Raw genomic sequence first — 20,391 nt, forward strand, 5'->3', positions numbered from 1 at the left:
AAAAGTGGCGCTAAGTTAGTTTAAACGCTTGTTAAAAAGTGTTAAAAGAAAAATTAGTTTAATTGTTCACTAATTTTACCGAAACGTCGTTCGCGTTTTTGATAGTCAACTATCGCCTCGAAAAGATCTTCACGTCTGAAATCAGGCCAAAGCACATCAGTAAAATAAAACTCTGTGTAAGCCATTTGCCAAAGTAAATAATTACTAATCCGGTGTTCTCCACTGGTTCTGATCATTAATTCAGGATCGGGCATATTAACCGTAGTTAACTTAGAAGAAAATAAATCCTCGTTTATATCATCTATGGAAATGGCATCTTCTTTTACAGCAGAAGCAATTTGCTTCACAGCATCTAAAATCTCCCATTTTGAACTGTAACTTAACGCAAGGGTTAGGGTACATTTTTCATTATGTGCCGTTTTAGCCATTGCCTCATGCAAATCACTGATACATTGCTGCGGCAAAGTGGCTATATTACCAATGGCATTTAACCTCACATGGTGTTTATTCAGTGTTTCAGTTTCGTTATTGATGGTAGAAATCAGGATTTCCATTAATGCATCAACCTCTTCTTTTGGTCTGTTCCAGTTTTCAGTAGAAAAGGCATAAAGCGTTAAGTACTCAATACCTACGTCTACGCAACCTTCCACAATATCTTTTACAGAAAGTACGCCTTGTTCGTGACCGAATACGCGTACTTTTCCCTGGCCTTTTGCCCATCTTCCATTACCATCCATAATGACAGCAATGTGCTTTGGCAGGCGATTATAGTCTATTTGTTCTTTAAATCCCATTAATTATGTCAAAATCAGCTTAAAACGAGTAGCATTTTGAGGATACAAAGGTAAAAGATATGCCAACACTAACAAATAGATAAGTGTCCCTTTTTCTTAAATCTCCTCTTTGGGTACCAGGAATTCCAATATTTGGATAGTTTGGGTTGGATGGATCTGCAGGATTTGAAAGATTAAAAGGTGGATTTCCCACTATTACCTGCTTTTGAATTTCTGGATATTTCCCACTCACATCATCAATATAATCTGTCATGGGTGTTCTATACCCAATTTCTGAAAAAACACTCCAGGTATCTTTATAATTATACCTTATCCCTATACCGTATGGAATGGTAAGCGCTACATTGCTATAAGCATTCTCCTGCCCTTCTGTAGACATTCTATCCAAACGGTATTTTTCTCCACCATACTTAATTGTAGGTTCAAAAATAACCGCACCAGCACCTGCAAAAATATAAGGTGAAAACAACCTGCTACCACCGCCCAGTTTAAAATTGAATAGGTTGAAATCTAATATGGTGCTAACTTCACTCAAGCTGGTTTTGAAACTTAAATTTCTATCTCTAAACTGCGCATTGCTTGATTCTGAATCTTTAGCCTCAATCTGCCCGTAAGTGTAATTCAAACGCACACCCAGGTATTGATTAAAATTTCTTTTCCCAAAGATACCCGCTGAAAAACCACTTATTTTTAACGGATTATTCTGATTTAAATCACCCATGTAACCTGCGCCCCCAGCCATTATCCCCAATTCCCAATTGCCACCTTCTTGTCCACGTGATATTTGTGTACTGAAAGCAAAAAAAAGAAGAATAAAAAACAGTCTGTTTGGCACCATATCTAGTAGTTACGGGTATCAATTCCCCATAATAATTTATTCCTTAACGTATTCAGGTAGGTTTCATTGTTAAGCCGAATCAGATTAAGGCAAAAGTCTGCCTTTTTTATAGAAATTTTAACTGATCTTTCTACCGTTACCGTTCTACTGTCGCATGAAACTAAAAATTTAGATTCACGGGCTTCCACTTCAAATGATAGTTTACGATCATCTGGTAAAACTACCGGCCTCACATTAAGATTATGTGGAGCGATTGGTGTAACCACAAAATTCCTGGAATCAGGATAAATAATTGGGCCACCACAGCTTAGTGAATAGGCTGTAGAACCTGTTGGTGTGGCAATAATCAATCCATCAGCCCAGTAAGAGTTAATAAAGTCTTCATTCATCTTGGCATGAATAATCATCATGGCAGAATTGTCGCGGCGATGAATGGTAATATCATTAAGCGCAAAATTCTCCTCACCAAACAATTTATTATCCGATTCTAACACCAGAAGTGAACGACAATCTAAAGTATATTCTCCGTGAATTACGGCCTTCAATGCCGATTCTATTTCATTTTTATTGATACTGGCTAGAAAACCCAATCGTCCAAAATTGATTCCGATAACTGGGATATTAGAATTCCGGATTAATGAAAGTGTATCTAACAATGTACCGTCACCACCCAAGCTAATTAAAATATCTGCACGTTCTTTTAGCTCTGCGTGATTATGGAAGATCACCGTATTTTTTGGCAAATTAATTTTTCCATGCAGCGATGTTTTAAACTTGGAGTACAAAACGGGCTGAACATCATAATTGGCTAAATGATTAAAAACCTCCTGAACATAGGGCAAAACTGTATCATTAAAGTCTCTCCCGTAAATGGCTATCCTCATCATTGGTTTTTAAACATTTAAATAGTTCATGAAAGAATCGTATCGTTCCTGCGATCCATCATCAACCTGCGTATTGTTATATACTTCTTTTACCTGATAATCATAGCGTTCTAAAGATGCTACTAAAGAAGTAAGTTCTGTTTTATTTACTTTTAAGGTTACCTCAAGCCTTGTAGAATCTTCAAATGAATTTACATAAGAAGATAGAATCTGAGCGTTATCTGCTTCTACAATTTGCGCAATATGTGCTAAAGAATTATCTCGGTTGCTAATTTCCAAAACAATTATCCCTCCGGGTTCGTTTACAGCATATTGTTCTGCCACAGCGTCAACCATCTCATTTATTGAGATTAAACCCAGATAGTTTCTTTGCTGATCAACAACCGGAACTGCACTGAGTTGCAACTGGCTCAATAACCGAATCACATCGTAAGTGTGTGCATCATTAAGCACGAAAGCACTCAACAAATGAACAGAAGCATCATTTAAAGGCGTATCGTGATTGTGAATATTAAGTAAATCATCCTCCGAAACCAACCCCAAAAACACACTATCATTTACAACAGGCAAATGCTTTAGCTTAAAATCGTTTAAGCGATCTAAAGCCTTTTGCACTGAGTCATTGATGTTCAGTGTTGGAATGTCGTTCGATATGATTTCTTCAGCAAACATTATTTAAGTAGTATTCTATCTAAGAATTTCTCCAGGTAATCATTAAATACTTCAGGCTGCTCCATCATTGGCGCATGACCACATTTATCCACCCAGTTCAGCTCAGAATTCGGTAATAACTGATGAAATTCCTGTGCCACTTCCGGAGGGGTAACTTTATCATTTTTACCCCAGATTAAAGAAACAGGAATGGTAATCTTAGATAGTTCTTTAGCCATGTTATGGCGAATTGCCGATTTAGCCATGGTTAAAATTCTAATTACGCGTGATCTATCGTTAACGGTTTTAAAAACATCATCAACAAGTTCTTTGGTTGCGGTAGCCGGATCGTAAAAGGTGAACTCTACCTTTTCTTTAATATAATCATAACTTTCCCGGCGTGGAAAAGAACCACCGAAAGCATTTTCATATAAACCTGAACTTCCGGTTAATACCAATGCCTTTACAAATTCCTGATGTGCAACAGTAAATACTAAACCTACGTGCCCACCTAAAGAGTTGCCGACCAATACCACCTGATTTAGCGATTTAAACTTTAAGAAACGATGAAGGTATCTTGATAAAGCCTTAACACCTAAGGTTAAAATGGGTAGATCGTATATGGGAAGAATTGGAATAATAACATGATAACGATCTTTAAAACGCTCAATTACCAGTTCCCAATTGCTAAGTTCACCCATTAGGCCATGTAGCAATACCAGTGTCTGGCCCTTTCCAGCTTCAATGTATTTAAATCCTTCTTCTTCTATTACCTGGTATGTCATATGTATTCTAGATGGTATTGTGCACTAAGTTAGTAGAGTAAAATTAATTTTTCGCATTTCTATGCCATTTTTCTGAAATAAAAACGAAAACGGTATAAAAACCTATTTATAAGTGTCAAGAAGCAAGTAAACAGTATCAAGATACATGTTTTGCTATCAGCTTTCAGCTTTAGTCTTTTTGCTTTGAGCTCTACTAAGCTAGTTTTTCTTTAACAATTTCAGCAATCAATTTACCATCTGCTTTACCTGCAAGTGCTTTGTTTGCCAGGCCCATTACCTTACCCATATCTTTAACCGATGTGGCACCAGATTGTTTGATCACGTCTGCAATAATCGAAGCAACTTCTTCACGATCCAACTGCTTTGGCAAAAACTGATTAATTACGGCAATTTCTTCTTCTTCAACCTGATATAAATCTTCACGATTTTGTGATTTATAAATATCTGCTGATTCGCGGCGCTGCTTAATCAATTTCTGAAGAATCTTCAATTCAGCTTCTTCTGTAATTTCTTCTGAAGAACCTTTTTCTGTTTTGGCAAGAAGCAAAGCGGCTTTTATAGCTCTTAAACCTCTTAACTGTGCCTGATCTTTAGCCAACATGGCTTTTTTAATTTCCTGATTTATAGTATCTGATATCATATGTTATGGGTTATGGGTTATGGGTTATAGGTCATGACATTCAACTTTTAACTCGTAACTAATTTTAATCTCTTTTTATAATCGTTGCTGTTGCCTGTACCGTTGGCATAATCAACATGTCATTGATATTTACATGTTTCGGACGACTCACCACATACCAAATGGCATCGGCAATATCATCTGCAATTAGTGGTTCCAAATTTTCATATACTTTCTTTGCCCGATCTTCATCTCCTTTAAAACGCACCACTGAAAATTCAGTTTCAACCATACCTGGATTAATTTCAGTTACTTTAATGCCATGAGGTAAAAGGTCTATTCGCATACCTTTACTTAAAGCATCAACAGCATGTTTGGTTGCACAATATACGTTTCCATTAGGATACACCTCCTTACCCGCAATTGATCCTATATTTACAATATGCCCAGATTTGTGAGGAATCATCCAGTTGGATACAATTTTGGTGATGTAAAGCAAACCTTTAACATTGGTATCAATCATGGTGTCCCAATCATCTGTATTGCCCTGATCTATTGGATCTAAACCCTGACTTAAGCCAGCGTTATTTACCAACACATCAACTTTTTTCCAATCAGCGGGTAAAACTTCCAGCGCAGTAGAAAGGCTGTTTTTATCTTGCACATCAGCCAGAACCTGTTTAATTTCTATTCCGTATTTATCGCCCAGATGATGTACAATTTTGGTTAAACGATCTTCTCGGCGGGCCAGTAAAATTAACTGATAACCTTGCTGTGCAAACGTATGGGCACAGGCTTCACCAATACCAGATGTTGCGCCTGTAATTAAAGCAATTTTAGACATTTATGTAATTTTAAGTCTCGATAAATCTCCGATATAAAACTAAGGCCGATGATTTATCGCTATGGGCAAAGGTAAGTTTTTTTGATTTGCGCAGCTATTGAAAAATTAAACTGAACGTTAATTGACGCAATTTCAACTTATCTATTGGATTGGCAAATGCAGTATCGTCATGTTGTAGGATATCATTTGTAGAATATGACAATTTAATCTCAGGCGACATTTTAAAATATTCAAAATATAAATCAAAGCCAATTCCTGTTTCATAAGAGAGGTAATTGCGCTGATTTTTTAACAGCTTATTAATGGCGGCTTCACCTTCATCAAAGGTTTTCTTTTTAGATGCAATATCAATAGAATATTTGGCCCCTCCTAACCAATAGGCCCGGAAGTTATTTAATCGGTTTGATTTTATTTTTAGTCCGAGTGGGAACTCAAACATCGTAGCCTGCACTTTTTTATCAATGATGCTTTGGAAGTTTTTGGTTTGTCCGTTACCTAAATCAATTGATTCCATTGGCTCGTATTCGTAACGAACGATTCGATCACTAAAAATTAAAGATGGTGTGGCACGAAGATCAAAGTTATCAGAAATGTTTCTATTGATCACAAAGCCCAATCCGAAACCTTGAGATGGCGGACTTGAAATGGAAGTTAAACGGCCCGTAACCGGAATTCCAGAGTTTGGATCATAAGAAACACCAAAAGAATTGGAGACCTCATAAAAGGGACGCTGCCAATTCTCTATTTTTAGGATTTTATATTCTGCGGAAATGTATTGAAAATTAAACCCAAAACTCCAATCTTCATCATCAATCCCCCCGCCCCAATTTTGAGCAAAGGAAGTGCTGTAAATAAAAAATAGGGGGAGAATGAGGCTTAATTTTTTTATCATTTAGTTCCGACGTAAATTGAACTTATTCCAAACGTTAAAATTCTTTGTTTGGTACTTTTAAAACCAACTTTCTCCATTAAGGTGGTAAAATCTTTTCCATCAGGAAAAGCGGCTACTGATTCAGGCAAGTAAGTATAGGCTTTGGCATCTTTTGAAAATAGTTTCCCAAAAAATGGTGTAATATGTAAAAAGTAAAAGTTGTATAACTGCTTTACCGGAAATACACGGGGTTTTGAAAATTCCAGAATCACCATTTTACCATTTGGTTTTAATACCCGGTACATATCAGCCAAACCTTTTTCGAGGTTTTCAAAGTTCCGTACGCCATAAGCGCAGGTAATGGCATCAAAGGTATCCTGTTCAAAGTGCAACCCTTCTGAATCGCCCATTTGAACCGTGAACACTTCATGCAGACTCCGCTCATTAATTTTTTTCTTAGCTACTTCTAACATGCCTTCAGAAATATCTACACCGATTACTTTTTCGGGATGCAGTTTTTTTATTGCCTCAAATGCAAAATCACCTGTTCCGGTGGCTACATCAAGTAAATTTCTCGGCTGGATAGAAACCAACTCCTTAATGGCTTTTTTGCGCCAAAGGATATCAATGCCTAAAGAAAGGAAGTGATTTAAAAAATCGTATGTGCCTGAAATGTTGTTAAACATGGTTGCAACCTGCTCTTTTTTAGTTGCATCTGTTATTTGATATGGAGTGATATTCTGATTCATGATAAGTAGCAAAGATAAGTAAAAAGTCGGGAGTCTTTAGTCGAGAGTCTGAAGTCTGGGATGCAATAATTGTACTACAACTTAAAGTTTACATTTCCACTAGATTAATCACTTTCGACTTCGGACTTCAGACTTCGGACTTCCGACTCAAAACCCTACCTTTGCCATATGGTTATCAAAACGGCAACATTTGTTTGCAGCAACACCCAAATCTCGGCATTACCAGCACCATTAATGCCTGAGTATGCCTTTATAGGTCGCTCTAATGTAGGAAAATCCTCTTTAATTAATATGTTAGTGAATCAGCATGGATTGGCTAAAACTTCGCAACGTCCCGGTAAAACACAACTGATTAATCATTTTTTAATTAATGAGAAATGGTATATCGTCGATCTTCCCGGTTACGGTTATGCAAAAGTTTCAAAAACCAGCAGAGAGAAATGGGAGAAATTTATTCGTGCCTATATTACTAAGAGAGAAAGCCTACAATGTATTTTTGTACTGATTGATAGTCGTTTAGATCCTCAGCAAATTGATATTGAATTTTGCTACTGGTTAGGTGAAAAGCAAATTCCATTTTCATTGATATTTACTAAGGCGGATAAGCAAGGGATGACAACGACACAAAAGAATGTAGCAGCATTTAGAAAAAAACTGGGCGATTTCTTTGAAGAAATTCCTGCAACGTTTATCACATCTGCAGAAAAAGGAAATGGAAAAGATGATGTGCTGCAATTTATCAGTGAAGTAAATAAAGATTTCGTCGTTCCAACAGATTATAAGAAATTTTAAATTATTTAGTCGATGGTTTATGGTTTATAGTCCAACCAAGCCATTGACCATCATCTTTAAAAAATGAAAAAATACTTTTCACTCGTATTATTCGCTCACTCCGTTTTTGCATTGCCATTTGCCATGATTGGCTTTTTTTTGGGTGTAACCACAACTGACAACCCCTTTGAATGGCATAAACTGATTTTAGTTTTGCTGTGTATGGTATTTGCCAGGAATGCTGCCATGGCATTTAACCGCTATCTGGATAGAGATATCGATGCAAAAAATCCCCGTACGCAAATGCGTGATATTCCCGCCGGAAAAGTTTCGGCCAATGAAGCATTAACCTTTGTGATCATCAACTGCGTGTTGCTAATCGCTAGCACATACTTCATTAATCCGCTGTGCTTCTATTTATCACCTGTAGCCTTATTTGTAGTATTGTTTTACAGTTACACTAAAAGGTTCACAGCATTGTGTCACCTGGTTCTGGGACTTGGACTCGCGCTCGCTCCTATTGGTGCTTATATTGCAGTTACAGGTCATTTTGCCGTTGTACCAGTTTTATATTCCTTTACTGTATTTTTTTGGGTAAGCGGTTTCGATATCATTTATGCTTTACAGGATGAGGCCTTTGATCGTGAAGAAAAATTACATTCCATTCCTTCTGCACTTGGCATAAAAAATGCGCTGAATGTATCGGTTTTACTGCATGTACTTTCAGCAACGTGCGTAATCCTACCTGTATTTTTTACTGAATTTAGTTGGGTATATTACGTTGGCATTGTGTTTTTCTGCTCCATGCTCGTTTATCAGCATTTACTCGTTAAACCAAATGACATTAGTAAAGTAAACAGAGCGTTTCAAACTTTGAATGGCTATGCCTCAGTGGTATTTGCCGTTTGCTTTTTAATTGATGCTTATATAAGAACAAAATAATAGAATGAATAAATTTTGAAGGATTGAGTTTGAAGAGCAACTTGAATGAGAGAGTTTGGCAATTTTCAATATCATTCAGTCATTCTCTAATTCAATCTTTCACTAATTTTCTAATTAAATATGATGATAATAGAAAAAAAAACCAGAACATATATTCCGCAGGATCTCACGATTACATGGGAAAGCCTTGAACCACTTTTTACTGAATTGCAAAACAGGGAAATTACTGGTGTTGAAGAATTAGAACAGTGGTTGAAAGACCGTTCTGAACTGGAAGCAGCACTTGAAGAGGATTTTGCATGGAGGTACATCAAAATGAGCTGCGATACAGCCAATGAAGAACTGGTTAAAAACTTTCAATATTTTGCTGAAGAGATTGAGCCAAAAATTTCACCATTGGCTAACGAATTGAATAAAAAATTTGTAGAAAGTCCCTTTATGGATGATCTTGATAAAGAAAAATTCTTTGTTTACAGCCGGGCAATTAAAAAAGCGCTGGAAATTTATCGTGAAGAAAACATTGAATTGTTTACACAATTGCAAGTTAAACAGCAAAAATATCAGAGCATTACCGGTGCAATGAGTGTGGAAATTAATGGGCAGGAATATACATTAGAACAAGCATCAATTTTTATTAAAGATTTAAATCGTGAAGTTCGTGAACATGCCTGGAAAACCATTCAACAACGGCGTTTAATTGATAAGGACGATCTGAATATTTTATTTGATGAATTAATCAAAATGAGAAACCAAGTTGCTTTAAATGCAGGTTTTGAAAACTATCGTGATTATATGTTCCAGGCATTAGGTCGTTTTGATTATACTCCTCAAGATTGTTATGACTTTGCAAATGCAATTGAAAAAGAAATTGTTCCTATTTTAAAAGAGCAGGCAGAGAAACGCCGTGAATCTTTAGGTCTAGAAACTTTAAAACCTTGGGATTTAGAGGTGAGCATTAGTGGCAAACCTGCGTTGAAACCCTTTAACAATGGTGAAGAACTGATTGATAAAAGTATTGCCTGTTTTAACGCCATTGATGAAAAACTGGGTGTAAAACTTGCGACGATGAAGGCCAACCATCTTTTCGATGTGGAAAGCAGAAAAGGTAAGGCTCCGGGTGGTTATAACTATCCACTGGCGGAAACTGGGGCACCATTCATTTTTATGAATTCAGCAAACTCACTTCGCGATTTAACCACAATGGTTCATGAAGGTGGTCATGCCATCCATACCTTCTTAACCGCTAACCTGGAATTAAATGATTTTAAACATTGCCCGTCTGAAGTAGCCGAATTGGCTTCCATGAGCATGGAACTCATATCTATGGACAACTGGCATGTTTATTTCGATAACGAAGAAGATTTAATCCGTGCTAAAAAAGAACAGTTGGCAGATGTACTTAAAACTCTGCCCTGGGTTGCCGTTATCGATCAGTTTCAGCATTGGATTTACACTAATCCTGAACATACAGCTGCAGACCGGGAGGAAACCTTTAAGCAAATTTATAATCGGTTTGGCGCTGGTTTTGCAGATTGGACTGACTTAGAACAACAGTTTGGCAACGTTTGGCAGAAACAGCTTCATTTGTTTGAAGTTCCTTTTTATTACATCGAATATGCCATTGCACAGTTGGGCGCTATTGCCGTTTGGAAAAATTATAAAGAAAATCCAGATCAAGCATTAGATCAATACTTAGCCGCACTTTCTTTAGGCTATACAAAGCCAATTAATGAAATTTATGAAACCGCAGGAATTAAATTTGATTTCAGCGCAGATTATGTAAAGGAATTGGCCAAGTTTGTTAAAGATGAATTAGAGAAATTAGGATAATCAATAAACCTATATTCTTAAGAAGTCGCGGTTAATCCCCGCGACTTTTCCATTTAAAAAAAGAACATTTATGCGTGCTCTGAAAACAATATTAATCATGTTAAGCTTTGCAGGCATTTGCCATGCACAGCAAAATAGTACTATACAGAAATATACTTTAACTGGCTTTATCAATAAAAAAATCCCTGTTGAATTAAATATTTCCATTTCCAATCAGCTTATTTTAGGCAACATCAGGTATTTAAACACCAAATTAAAAAAGCCTATTAAAATTATTGGTCGTGTAGAAGATCAAAATCAGTATTCGCTGCATGAATTTGAAAAAGATGGAAATATTAGCGGAAGTATTTATGCCACATTTAAAGATAATAAACTGGAAGGCAACTGGTCGGCAACTAAAGCTGACACCAGTTATGCTACGTCACTGATTGTTAAAGCCAATCCAAATCTTAAGCCAGAAATATTTTCTCCTTTTCAAACAGATCAACTCGCAGGTGAATATTCGTATCAATATGGAGAGAAAGGCTATCAGGGAAATATTTCGATCAAGAAATTAAGTGGCAACATTTACACTTATGATATTGGTTCGGTAACTCATGACCCTGGAAGAAATATTGCCGACGCATCAGGTAAGGCTATTTTAAAAAACAATCAGCTGATTATTCAGGTAAACAAATCTTGCAAATTCAGCGTTAAATTCTATCACGGTTTCTTAATGATAACTCAGGAAAGTCCAGGTCAATTAAATGATTGCGAATTTGGATTTAATGCAACACTGGAAGGTACTTATTTGAAGGTGAAATAATACTAGCTGTTTTGTAATCAAATAGACCTAACCATAGCCTACCATCACCTGCGTTTCGTCTAAATGATCTATTGGCTATGTTAAATCGTTACTTCATCTTTTTTCCTCGTTTTCATAATTACAAACATCACCAATACCGAAATTAAAATCATTACCAAATAGCTGTAACTCAAGTTACGCTCATCTTTTGCCGGAAAAAGATTAACAACGCTATAGCTGAGGAAAGAAACAATCACATAGGTAATTCCTCCTGTTAAACCACCTGCAATACCTGCATTTTTCGGGAATTTGCTTAAACAAAAAGTAAAGTAATTATTAAAAGTATAGCCAGCACCGATATGAATGATAAAGGCGAAAAAAATCAAAGAATATAAATTACTAATCAGGCTTAAGCTCAAAATCATTAAGGTTACAAATAGAAGTTGCAATGCAGAATTAATGGCAAGGCGTCTAAAAAACGGACGGTTAATAGTTGCTTTACCAATAAAACCGCCAACCATCCAGGCAAAACCTAAAACCAGTGAGCTGTAACCTGCAATTACAGGAGAAAATTTTAATTCATGTTCAATAATAAAAGGTCCCGTCATATTATAAACCATTACCATACAATAGGCCAGGCCCAACATCACAATACCTAATGTAAAGCTGGTGGTTTTAATCATGCTAACATAAATACCGACAATCTTTTTAAGCTGGAAATCAGTAAAAAACCTCAATGTTTCTCCGCTGAAAAGAAATTCAAGTAAAGCAAAAACAAGGGCAAAACCAGCTAGAAAGTAAAAGTTAGATTCCCATCCAAAAGCCAACTGCAAATATCCTCCAACAAAAGGTGCAATGATTGGCCCGGTTGACCAAATAATCGAGAACAAACTCAAGTAGTGTTTCAACTGATCGCCTTCGAATAAATCGACGAAATAAGCACGTTTTGCTACAACAATACACCCAACGGTTAAGCCATGAATTACCCGCATGAAATAAATCAGATAGATATTATGGGTAACCGCAATTACAATACTGGCCGCAGCAAAAATTAACAATGCAAACAGGCAAATTTTATACCGCCCAAAACTATCTAAAATACTGCCAATAAATAATTGGGAGATACCATAACTGATTAGAAATATGCTTAAGGTAAGTTGCACCTGAATACTGCTCACCTGCATCTCCCCTGCCATAGTGGGCAGCGAAGGAATATAAATATCTGTAGCAAAACCTGAAAGCGGAATTAAAGCAAAAGCAAGGAAGGTGGCTATTTTTTGATTTTTATCTTTTATATAGGTGATATTGTTGGTAACCGTTTGCATTCGAATAAATATTATAATCAAACAATTTTAATCCATAAAAATTGACCTGATTGATTTGAGTTGACAAAAATATCATTTTAGTGCGTGGATAAATTATGCAAATCAAATAAAGGTTAATGCTTTTCAAACATTCATAAATTTTTACATTTCGCAAATAATGTCTCCATTTTTAAACTTTTATGTACATAAAACAGCACTGACTAGAAAATTATATCTTGCTTTAAACGTTTTTAACTGATATTTTTATAAGTTTGAAGAATACAACAAGCAAATTAAGATGTTCGAAAAGCTATTCAGGAAGAAATCTATTTCAAAGATATTAAAAGATGCAGCAGGCGGCTATGGCGATCATGAAAATACACTTCACAAAACACTTGGCGTACGTGATTTAACTGCCTTTGGTATTGCAGCAATCATTGGTGCCGGAATTTTCAGTACAATTGGCAAAGCCAGTGCAGATGGCGGACCTGCAGTAATCTTTCTTTTCATCTTTACAGCTGTAGCTTGTAGTTTCGCAGCTTTTGCTTATGCAGAATTTGCCTCAATGGTTCCGGTTTCTGGCAGTGCCTACACCTACTCGTATGTTGCCTTCGGCGAATTAGTAGCCTGGATCATTGGCTGGTCGCTTATCATGGAATATTCAATCGGGAATATCACTGTGGCAATTTCATGGTCGGATTATTTTACAGGTTTACTCTCTACCATCAAAATACCCTTTCTTGGCATCAACGGCATCCATGTTCCAGATTGGGCGACGATGGATTACCTAAGTGCCTATAACGGACACGAACATGCGGAAGCATTACGAGCAGCCGGTAAGAATATAGCTGCACTAGATCCCGCTACTGCCTTAGCAAATAATGCCTGGCTTACGGCACCCCAAATTGGAGGTTTTCACCTGGTGGCTGATCTCCCGGCACTAGGCATTATCATATTAATTACCTGGTTAATTTACCGGGGCATGAAAGAAAGCCGAAATGCCAGTAATGCAATGGTAGTAGTTAAACTAGCCGTTATTTTATTGGTTTTAGCAGTTGGAATATTTTATGTTGATACCAAAAACTGGAATCCTTTTGCACCTAATGGCGTATCGGGAATTTTAAAAGGCGTATCTGCCGTATTCTTTGCATATATTGGATTTGATGCCATCTCAACCACCGCTGAAGAATGTAAAAATCCACAGCGAGATTTACCACGCGGCATGATGTGGGCCATTATTATCTGCACTATTCTTTATGTGGCTATTGCACTGGTTTTAACCGGTATTGTAAAATCAGATACGCTTGCTGTAGGTGATCCCCTAGCCTTTGTTTTTGATCAGATCAATTTAAAATTAATGAGTGGAATTATCGCTGTTAGTGCGGTATTTGCAATGGCCAGTGTACTCCTGGTTTTTCAAATGGGACAACCTCGGATCTGGATGAGTATGAGCAGGGATGGTTTATTACCAAAATCTTTCTCAAAAATTCACCCCAAATACAAAACACCATCCTTTGCAACTATTGTGGTTGGTTTTGTGGTGGCCGTTCCTTCGCTTTTCATGAATTTGACCATCGTAACCGATCTTTGTTCTATCGGTACTTTATTTGCCTTTGTATTGGTATGCGCCGGTGTACTGGTATTACAAAACCGCCCCGATGTACAACGTGGTAAATTCAAAATCCCATATCTTAACAGTAAATTTATTGTGCCTGTTGCACTTATTGCATCATTGATATTTGCTTTTGTTCAATTTCAGAAGGAAACCAAAGCCTTCTTTTTTAACACGCCAAAAACGATTACTACCGTAAATTTCGTAACTTCTTTAAAAGGTGATGAACTCAAAATCGTAAAGGAAGAAATTGTTAAAGATGCTGCACCACAAATTATCCTTGCTGAAAAAGTAGATGCTGAATCATACCTGAGCGCTTTACCTGGCGATCGTTATGAGCAGTTTATTGCCGCGTCAAAGGTTTCTTTTGATAAGAAATATGAAACCGGCTGGAGCTTGTTCAAGCATAAAATCCCCATGTGGATTTTTCTGATTATCTGCGTGGTCATCTCTTATTATTGCATCACTAAAAACCTATCACTGATCCCGGTTTTAGGGTTGATCAGCTGCTTGTATATGATGTGCGAACTTGGAATTTCTAACTGGATTGGTTTCGGAATCTGGCTGGTAGTCGGCTTGATTGTTTACTTTGCATATGGTTACAGACATAGTAAGTTAGCAAATCCTGAAGTTTAATTTCTTTCAATAAAATACTGACTGATGAGGTAGTTTCCGCTATCGGATTACAACTCAGGATCAGATATATTCTTATCGGTCGGTGGAAACACACGACCGATAAGAAAATCCCCTATTAGTTAACCTTTACCATTCGGTTGGGTGTGATCACCAATCTACATGTAACTAGTTAGTTTTGAGTTATCTACTACGTTTTTTGAACACAAAAATAGTGAGTATAATCAGCCCTATTCCGGAAAGAATAAGATAATATTCACTATGTGGTAAACCATTTACCTTGGCTGCAGGCCCTGCGATAAATAATAAAACAGCAAATACTATTAATAAGTTCCTGATCATTATACGGCCAATCTATTCAACTCAATATCGTCAGGTGTAACGAAAATTAAAGGAACCTTTTCAACATCTACGTAACTGCTATCCAACCCGAAACTGCGCTCCTCTGATAAACTTAGCTTTTTGAGGATAAAATAATAATCCATAATCTGACGTTCGTAGAAACTCAGTTTGGTAAATTTAGACAGGTGTTTTTCCAACAATACAAATCTGAAATCACCTGCAATTTTATGTCTATTCAAAGATTTATACTGACTGGTGATGTCTATTTCTCCGTTTTTAACCAATTCTTCAACCACTTTACGGTAGAGTAGGTTTACACGTTGTTCAACTCTGAAACCTAATCTAAAGTCAATTCGGATTAACTTCCCTGGGATTAAAAATTCTACCTTATAATCCATTGTATATGGCTCATCCATTACATCAACGTGAACCAACCAATATACATCAGCTCGTTTAGGTTCTTTCTGGATAATGGAGTAAATAATCTTGGATTCTATCTCAGTTTTGAAATTTGCACTGGTTAAATAAACCAGTTGTGAAGAATATTTCGGAACAGATTCATCGCTACTTAATTCACTTAAAATCTGATAATAATCTTCAATCTCCACATATTTTACAAAACGGTTTTTGATTTTTCTGGCTACAAACCAGCTCCACATAATGGTAAATAGTAATGATCCAATTAATACCGTTACCCAGCCACCATGTACAAATTTAGTTAGGTTACTCACTAAAAATGTTCCTTCGATTACAATATAAGTCAGGAAGAAAATTAAAATGGAATATTTAGGAAATCTTCTGCTTCGCAGGTAATAACTCACCAGAATAGTTGTCATTAACATGGCTATGGTGATGGATAAACCATAGGCCGCGTCCATTCGTTCAGATTCTTTAAATAATAATACGATACCGCAGCAACCAATCCACAACATCCAGTTAATAGATGGAACATATAACTGGCCTTTTGAAACTGTAGGATAAACAATTCGGATTTTTGGCCAAAGATTTAAACGTACAGCTTCTGATATTAAGGTAAATGATCCACTAATCAATGCTTGAGAAGCAATAATTGCCGCCATGGTAGCCAAAATAACCATGCCAATTTGAAACTGTTCAGGCACAATCATAAAGAAAGGATTCATTTTTGCACCAGGTACAAAATTACCAGAGTTTTGTAATATCCAAACGCCCTGACCCAAATAATTAAGAATTAAAGTAAGCTTTACAAAAATCCAGCTGATTCTGATATTATTTCTTCCGCAGTGACCAAGATCCGAGTATAATGCCTCAGCTCCTGTGGTACATAAGAACACACCACCCAAAATATAAAATGCGTTGTGATTGGTGACCAATAAATGCATAGCATAATATGGATTCAAAGCCCTTAAAATACTAAAGTCTTTAATGATAAAGGAAACGCCTATAACCCCTAAAATAGCAAACCATACAAACATTACAGGTCCGAAGAGTTTTCCAACCAGATTGGTACCAAACTGCTGAATAATAAACAGCATGGATAGAATGGTTAAAACAATTGGTATAACCGGAACATCAAATTTACTGGTTAAACCCTCAATTGCCGAAGTTACCGTAATACTCGGTGTAATAATTCCATCTGCTAATAAAGCACAGCCACCAACAATGGCAGGAACAACAAGCCATTTAGCTTTTTTTCGCACTAAAGAGAACAATGAAAAAATACCACCCTCTCCCTTATTATCAGCCCTCAAGGTAATAATAACGTATTTGATCGTTGTTTGAAGTGTCAAAGTCCATATGATACAGGAAAGTACGCCTAAAACAACATCAGGCGTTATGGCACCCGGATGTGAAACTACACCATCTCTTACACCCAGAATAATTTTAAAAATGGCGTTGAGCGTGTATAGCGGCGATGTACCAATATCTCCAAATACGATTCCTAAACTAATCAGAACCCCACCGGCGGTTAATGCATTAACATTTTTATGATTTGACACTTTATGTTTTTTTAGTGGGGCAAAAGTAAACTAAGTATAACAAATTAACAACCAAATTATTGTGTATTTTTAACACGATTGAAATGAGGTATTTTTGTTAAATTGTGTTAAAATATCGCTTTCAAACAAAATGTTTAATTTCTTTGTTTAAAATTAATACATTTGCTTCACCAATTTGATGAAACTCTACACTAGGATAACGTTACTCACCAAAATTCTATGCACATTGTGTATGGTTTTGCTGTGTAGTTTAAGTTCCTGGTCACAACAAGCCGATAGTATTCATATCAGTTTAAAGAATAAATCAAAAAAAGCGATCAGAATTCCTGAAATAAAGGCAAACATCGAATCTTATAAACCGATGTTTGGTACCTTTGGTTATTCGGGAGTATACAATTCCTATTCAAGCGTTACAAAAAGTGTTACCGTTGCACCAGTCAAAGACAAATTGTTAACGGTGGTAAAAATTTATCCAAATCCTGTTGAAGATCAATTAAACATCATTTTATCTATAGGTAAAGATGGCACCCAAACTACTATAAAAATTATAGATTTATTAGGTAATGAAGTGGTTACACTTTCAAATGAGCGCTTAAATGCTGGTGAGCAAACCAAAAGCTTCAATATTCCGAGCCGTTTAAATGCAGGCATTTACTTTTTAAGAGTAACAGCAGGGTCAGAAAGCCAGGTAAAACGAATCTCAGTTTTATAAAATCATTTTCTTTTCTATTTTTGGAAAGGTATGAGCGATCTCATATCCATACTCTATACCCATTAAGAAATGAAAATTATAGCCATAGGCCGCAATTACGCTGAACACGCTAAAGAACTAAATAACCCCGTTCCAACTACTCCGGTAATTTTTATGAAGCCAGATACGGCTTTATTAAAAGATAACAAACCTTTTTACCTTCCCGATTTTTCTGATGATATTCATTATGAACTCGAAGTGGTTTTAAAAATATGCAAGGAAGGAAAGCACATTGCCGAAAAATTTGCTTCAAATTATTATGATGAGATTGGCCTAGGGATTGATTTTACAGCCCGCGACATCCAAAGCAAACACAAAGAAAAAGGCCTGCCTTGGGAATTGGCCAAAGGCTTTGATCATTCTGCACCAGTAAGTATCTTTTTGCCTAAGAGCGATTTCGAAGATTTATACCTTTTGGACTTTGAATTGCAAATTAATGGCGAAACACGTCAGCATGGTCATACTAAAGATCTATTGTTCTCTTTCGAGAAGATTATCAGTTTTGTATCGCAATATATCACTTTAAAAAAGGGTGATTTGATTTTTACGGGTACCCCAGAAGGGGTTGGCCGTGTTAATCAAGGTGACAAATTAGCTGCCTGGCTAAATGGAAAACAACTTTTAAATTTTGAGGTTAAATAAGGAATGATTAAAAAACCGATCCTGCATCTATTTAACATCTCACTTTTTATTTGTTGTTCTATAACCGTTAATGTACTTCATGCGCAGCAGATATTCAGCAACAATAAATATCCCATTACGGATTTCAGGCAACCGCTAGACATTACACCTCCGGCCCTTGCAGGTTCATTTGGCGAAATAAGGGGCAATCACTTTCACTCAGGTGTAGATTTCAGAACCAACCAAAGAGAGGGCTATCCGGTTTATGCCGTTGCAGACGGCTACATTTCCAGGTTAAGGGTTCAAAACAGTGGCTTCGGACAAGCACTTTATATTAATCATCCAAACGGTTTTACTACAGTATATGGGCACCTACAGCGTTTTGCACCAAAAATTGCCACTGTTGTAAAAAATCTGGAATATGAGAAAAAATCATTTGAAATTGATGAATTTCCCGATGCAACACTTATTCCTGTACACAAAGGTGAAGTAATTGCCTGGTCTGGTAACCGCGGAAGTTCTGGCGGCCCGCACTTACATTTTGAAATCAGGGATACCAAAACAGAAGAGACCATTAATCCACAGTTTTTTGGGATTATCATCCCGGATAACATCCCACCCGTTATTCATGGTTTATATGTTTACCGTTTAAATGGCAAAACATTTAATGAATTTATACCCAAACAGGCTATCGGTATTACAGGAGCGAATGGGAATTATAAAGCTGTTGCGCCCATTAGTTTAACGGGTGAAGTTGGTTTTGGGGTAGTTACCACAGATCGCCATAATGGTGCATCAGGCACAAATGGCGTGTATTCTATTCAACTGGAACTGGATGGAAAGATGATTTATACTTCCGCACTGGAGCGTTTTGCTTTCGAAAACAGTAAAGCGATTAATTCACATATTGATTATCCAACATACCTCAATACTAAAAGAAGTATTCAGAAGAGTTTTGTTGATCCCGGAAACCCTTTAAAAATTTATAGCGGACTGGTGAATAGTGGAAAAATTAATTTCAACGATGGTGCTACACATCAGCTTCGGTATATTATTACAGATTCTAAAGGAAATTCTTCCATTTTACCTTTTACCGTAAATGCAGGAAGTTCACCATCCATCACACCAATTATTCCATCTGGCCTGATCTATCCGTATAATAAAGTAAATGAATTTAATACAGAGGATATTAAAGTAGTGTTTCCAAAAGGAACTTTGTATAATGATTTAAACTTTGTTTATAAAAAGCTTCCGAAGCCAGCAGGAAATGCATGGTCTGCTATTCATCAGATTCATAACCGCTATACCCCACTTCACGTTGGTTTTGATTTATGGATTAAGGCCGATCAGCTTCCAGAGAATTTAAGATCAAAAGCACTTATCGTAAATTCAAATGGCGCTACACAAGGTGGATCTTATGATAACGGTTTCGTAAAAGCAACACCAAGAAACTTCGGCAGTTTTTACATCGCTGTTGATACGATTGCCCCACGGATTTCACCAATCAATATTGCGGAAGGGAAAAGCATGGCTGGTTTATCAAAAATGATTTTTAAAATCAGTGATAACTTATCGGGCATTAAAAGTTTTAATGGCTACCTGGATGGCAAATGGATATTAATGGAATTTGATGCGAAAACTGCAACACTCTGGCACAGCTTTGATGAGCGAACTACATCAGGCAAGCATTCACTTGAACTTGTGGTTACCGATATGAAAGAAAACACAAGACGATATTCGATACATTTTTCCAAATAACAGGTAAAAATGTTTTAAAATGTCATCTT

The 20,391-nt window shown here is 36.6% G+C and carries 19 protein-coding genes; 8 read left to right on the forward strand and 11 right to left on the reverse strand.

Going from position 1 to position 20,391, the window contains the following annotated elements; translation table 11 throughout:
- Positions 1-53: 53 nt before the first annotated feature.
- The 9 genes from AN34_RS18545 to ubiE form a co-directional block, all read right to left on the reverse strand.
- Positions 54-794 carry an isoprenyl transferase gene (locus tag AN34_RS18545; protein WP_029287949.1) on the reverse strand — a complete coding sequence of 247 codons (741 nt, stop codon included), beginning with the start codon at positions 792-794 and terminating at the stop codon, positions 54-56.
- Between the two features lie 19 nt (positions 795-813).
- A complete protein-coding gene (locus AN34_RS18550; RefSeq protein WP_029287951.1) occupies positions 814-1,632 on the reverse strand; it encodes a DUF6089 family protein in 819 nt (272 codons plus the stop codon).
- Positions 1,633-1,634: 2 nt separating this feature from the next.
- Positions 1,635-2,516 (reverse strand): NAD kinase, encoded by an 882-nt coding sequence (locus tag AN34_RS18555; protein WP_029287954.1) that lies wholly within the window; start codon positions 2,514-2,516, stop codon positions 1,635-1,637.
- Positions 2,517-2,525: 9 nt separating this feature from the next.
- Positions 2,526-3,188 carry a CBS domain-containing protein gene (locus tag AN34_RS18560; RefSeq protein ID WP_029287956.1) on the reverse strand — a complete coding sequence of 221 codons (663 nt, stop codon included), beginning with the start codon at positions 3,186-3,188 and terminating at the stop codon, positions 2,526-2,528.
- Positions 3,188-3,952 carry an alpha/beta fold hydrolase gene (locus AN34_RS18565; protein ID WP_029287959.1) on the reverse strand — a complete coding sequence of 255 codons (765 nt, stop codon included), beginning with the start codon at positions 3,950-3,952 and terminating at the stop codon, positions 3,188-3,190. The genes AN34_RS18560 and AN34_RS18565 overlap by 1 nt, the downstream gene beginning before the upstream one ends.
- Before the next feature lie 193 nt (positions 3,953-4,145).
- Positions 4,146-4,592, reverse strand: a complete 447-nt coding sequence (locus AN34_RS18570) for a GatB/YqeY domain-containing protein (RefSeq protein WP_029287961.1) — start codon at positions 4,590-4,592, stop codon at positions 4,146-4,148.
- A gap of 64 nt (positions 4,593-4,656) precedes the next feature.
- Complete coding sequence (locus AN34_RS18575) at positions 4,657-5,415, reverse strand: SDR family oxidoreductase (RefSeq protein WP_029287963.1); 759 nt, start codon at positions 5,413-5,415, stop codon at positions 4,657-4,659.
- A 94-nt stretch (positions 5,416-5,509) separates the two neighbouring features.
- Positions 5,510-6,307: an outer membrane beta-barrel protein gene (locus tag AN34_RS18580; RefSeq protein WP_029287965.1), complete on the reverse strand. Its 798-nt coding sequence runs from the start codon at positions 6,305-6,307 to the stop codon at positions 5,510-5,512.
- Positions 6,304-7,035, reverse strand: a complete 732-nt coding sequence (gene ubiE / locus AN34_RS18585; RefSeq protein WP_029287967.1) for a bifunctional demethylmenaquinone methyltransferase/2-methoxy-6-polyprenyl-1,4-benzoquinol methylase UbiE — start codon at positions 7,033-7,035, stop codon at positions 6,304-6,306. Before ubiE ends, AN34_RS18580 begins: the two co-directional genes overlap by 4 nt.
- Before the next feature lie 168 nt (positions 7,036-7,203).
- On the opposite strand from ubiE, the gene yihA reads away from it, so the two are divergent.
- The 4 genes from yihA (at position 7,204) to AN34_RS18605 (ending at position 11,383) form a co-directional block, all read left to right on the forward strand.
- A complete protein-coding gene (gene yihA, locus AN34_RS18590) occupies positions 7,204-7,827 on the forward strand; it encodes a ribosome biogenesis GTP-binding protein YihA/YsxC (protein WP_029287969.1) in 624 nt (207 codons plus the stop codon).
- Positions 7,828-7,890: 63 nt separating this feature from the next.
- Positions 7,891-8,748: a UbiA-like polyprenyltransferase gene (locus AN34_RS18595; RefSeq protein ID WP_029287972.1), complete on the forward strand. Its 858-nt coding sequence runs from the start codon at positions 7,891-7,893 to the stop codon at positions 8,746-8,748.
- Positions 8,749-8,871: 123 nt separating this feature from the next.
- The gene (locus tag AN34_RS18600; protein WP_029287975.1) at positions 8,872-10,578 is read left to right on the forward strand and encodes a M3 family oligoendopeptidase; all 1,707 of its coding nucleotides are present in this window, start codon (positions 8,872-8,874) and stop codon (positions 10,576-10,578) included.
- A gap of 97 nt (positions 10,579-10,675) precedes the next feature.
- Positions 10,676-11,383, forward strand: coding sequence for a hypothetical protein (locus tag AN34_RS18605; RefSeq protein ID WP_029287977.1), 708 nt, complete (start codon positions 10,676-10,678; stop codon positions 11,381-11,383).
- An 80-nt stretch (positions 11,384-11,463) separates the two neighbouring features.
- Here AN34_RS18605 and AN34_RS18610 read toward each other — a convergent pair whose 3' ends face one another.
- Positions 11,464-12,687: an MFS transporter gene (locus tag AN34_RS18610; RefSeq protein ID WP_029287979.1), complete on the reverse strand. Its 1,224-nt coding sequence runs from the start codon at positions 12,685-12,687 to the stop codon at positions 11,464-11,466.
- 277 nt (positions 12,688-12,964) lie between these two features.
- On the opposite strand from AN34_RS18610, the gene AN34_RS18615 reads away from it, so the two are divergent.
- Positions 12,965-14,914 (forward strand): amino acid permease, encoded by a 1,950-nt coding sequence (locus tag AN34_RS18615; RefSeq protein ID WP_029287981.1) that lies wholly within the window; start codon positions 12,965-12,967, stop codon positions 14,912-14,914.
- Positions 14,915-15,252: 338 nt separating this feature from the next.
- On the opposite strand, the gene AN34_RS18620 is transcribed toward AN34_RS18615, so the two are convergent.
- On the reverse strand, positions 15,253-17,232 hold the full coding sequence (locus AN34_RS18620) for a KUP/HAK/KT family potassium transporter (RefSeq protein WP_029287983.1): 1,980 nt from the start codon (positions 17,230-17,232) through the stop codon (positions 15,253-15,255).
- 232 nt (positions 17,233-17,464) lie between these two features.
- On the opposite strand from AN34_RS18620, the gene AN34_RS18625 reads away from it, so the two are divergent.
- The 3 genes from AN34_RS18625 (at position 17,465) to AN34_RS18635 (ending at position 20,362) form a co-directional block, all read left to right on the forward strand.
- Positions 17,465-17,944, forward strand: coding sequence for a T9SS type A sorting domain-containing protein (locus tag AN34_RS18625; RefSeq protein ID WP_029287985.1), 480 nt, complete (start codon positions 17,465-17,467; stop codon positions 17,942-17,944).
- Between the two features lie 69 nt (positions 17,945-18,013).
- The gene (locus tag AN34_RS18630) at positions 18,014-18,625 is read left to right on the forward strand and encodes a fumarylacetoacetate hydrolase family protein (RefSeq protein ID WP_029287987.1); all 612 of its coding nucleotides are present in this window, start codon (positions 18,014-18,016) and stop codon (positions 18,623-18,625) included.
- Positions 18,626-18,628: 3 nt separating this feature from the next.
- Entirely contained in the window at positions 18,629-20,362 is a 1,734-nt protein-coding gene (locus AN34_RS18635; RefSeq protein ID WP_029287990.1) for a M23 family metallopeptidase, read from the forward strand.
- The last annotated feature ends 29 nt before the right edge of the window (positions 20,363-20,391 follow it).

It is taken from the genome of Pedobacter sp. R20-19 (genome assembly GCF_000708265.2).
GTDB lineage: Bacteria > Bacteroidota > Bacteroidia > Sphingobacteriales > Sphingobacteriaceae > Pedobacter.